Here is a 2479-nt window from a genome sequence, read left to right as displayed (position 1 = left end):
GTTTTAGATGAACAAACAGGTTATTACTACACAGGTATCCCTGTTCACTTAGGATATCTATTAACTCAAAGTGTATATGTTTTAAAAATTGATGGTAAAAAAGTATTCTGTGTGGAGTCTGGAATTCCCGCAAGTAGTGGTGAAGGCTATACACCAGAAGAGTTTATTAACGCAAAAAAGGATTTACTTTCAAAAATCGCCTATTATGGTTATACCAAAACTGGGCAAACACATTATGACTATGCAGTCACACAGCTCATGATTTGGGAAGAATTAGGAGATGTTTACCAATCTTCTACTATTCCCAATTATCAAGAAAGAAAAGCTGAAATAATGACTTTAGTCAAAAAACACGATACCCTTACTTCTTGGCATAATCAAGAATTGAGTGTGAAGGTTGGAGAAACTCTTACACTTAAAGATTCTAATGGGGTATTAAGTGATATGACTTTAGAATCCAATTCCACAAATACAAGTTTAAAACAAAATGGAAACACGCTTGTGATTACTCCCACTGCTACTTCTAATAACGGGGCAATCACATACCGCAAAGTGCCACAAAAAGAAGTTGGAACATCCATTGTTTATAAGAAACCAAAGGAACAATCTATGGTGGAATTTCACTTAGAAGATTCTAAACAAGCCAAAGTGGAAATAAATGTTATTAAATTGGGAAACGTAAAGGTTATGAAAGTAGATGAAGAAACAGGAAAACCATTACCTGATACAAAACTGCGCTTTGAGTATGCTGAAACGGTTAAAGATATTACAACAGACAAAGATGGATTAGCAGAAATTAAAGATATTCCTCAAGGAACAAAGGTAAAAATTACAGAAGTAAATGCGCCTAATGGATTTGTTAATAAAGGAGAAATTAAAACGGTAACCATTGAGCCAAACAAAACTATTGAGGTTCGTTTAGAAAACAAAGCCCAAAAAGGAATATTGAAATTAAAGAAAACTGGAAAACAAGCAGTTTCAGTAGAACAAACAGAATCAGAATATGGTGACCTCTACTCCTTCATCTTCGATTATCGACCACTTGCAAATGTAACTTATGAAATTCATGCAGTTGAAGATATTGTCATTGGTGGAACAACACACGCAAAAGCAGGTGATGTTGTCGCAAAAGTAATTACTGATGAAGCAGGTGAACTCATCAATATGCCACCTTTACATCTAGGTAAGTATGAAGCAGTTGAAGTATCTGCACCAGATGGTTTTCTAATTGATTCTACCCCTATTCCATTCGAGTTCACTTATGCTGAACAAGAAATTGAATTAGTTAATGAATCTATACAGGCAACAAATGAATTTCAAACATTGAAACTCTCTCTTTTGAAAAATCAAGAACAAATTGACTCCTGGAGTGGTAACAAACCAATCATTGAAGCAGTTCCTGCAAATGATAAAGTATTTGGTTTATTCATAAATGAAGAACTGTCTTTAGAAAATGACATTACTTTACCAAAAGATTCGTTGCTACACATTGGCACAGTAAAAGATGGCGAGCTTCTACTCAAAGACTTACAGTATCCAGAAGGTCACTATTACTTTAAAGAACTGGACTCTGGAACAGATCACCAGTTACTTGAAAAGCATTATGAATTTGTTTTTACCGCAGAAGATAATCAAATTGTCAAAGAGATTGTCATTAGTGAAGAAGACGATACGCCCTTGTTGAATAAACTTCACTTTAATCATTTTTCATTAAAAAAATTGAATGAACAAGCTACTCTTGACAAAAAACAAGGATATGAATTTGATTTTATTGAATCTAAAGGCGCTATTTTCACTTTGGAAGACAAGGACAATACTATCATTCAGACCGTTACAGTAAGCGATAAGTCGTTAGCTGTTTTTCATGATATTCCTGTCGGTACTTTTCAGTTGAAAGAAAAGAAAGCTTCATCAGATGACTTTGTACTATCTAAAGATGTATTCCGTGTAGAATCAACCAAAGATGGAATTCAAGTGTTTGATGAAAATGATACACTCATTGGAGAACAAAAAGCAGATGACACAACTATTTTATTTGAACTAAAAAATATGTTGGTAAAAGGACAAGTTGAACTTAGTAAAACGGATGTCGTTACTGGCGAGTCATTACCAAATACTGGTGTTCGTATTCTCGATGAAGAAATGAATGTCGTTATTGAAGGTAAGACGGACGATAAAGGTTTATTCAAATTCCGTCAATTGCCTAAAGGCGTTTACTTCTTCCAAGAGTTTGAAGCTCCAGCAAACTATCAAATTGATGAAACACCTTTGAAGTTTAAAATCAAAGAACATGGTGAAATTGTAAAAGTAGATATGACAAACCGTAAAGTTACAACTAATGTATGGCTTCCACAGACTGGAGAAGCAAGCAATCTACCTTTATACATTATAGGAATGGTACTATTTCTTGCAACCTTTGTAATTTTAACAAAATGCCGTAAACAGGATTAAGAACTAGTTTAAGCATTTTCTATTAAAT

General features: G+C 33.9%; 1 protein-coding gene. It reads left to right on the top strand.

What is annotated here, in order from left to right; all coding sequences use genetic code 11:
* Nucleotides 1-2451 (top strand): SpaA isopeptide-forming pilin-related protein (locus GVV20_RS10375; RefSeq protein WP_250690208.1); only part of this gene is annotated, 2451 nt, incomplete at its 5' end.
* Nucleotides 2452-2479: the final 28 nt, after the last annotated feature.

Source organism: Erysipelothrix aquatica (assembly GCF_009828775.2).
In the GTDB taxonomy this organism is placed as follows: domain Bacteria; phylum Bacillota_I; class Bacilli_A; order Erysipelotrichales; family Erysipelotrichaceae; genus Erysipelothrix; species Erysipelothrix aquatica.
This window is presented reverse-complemented; position numbering and strand designations above follow the sequence as displayed.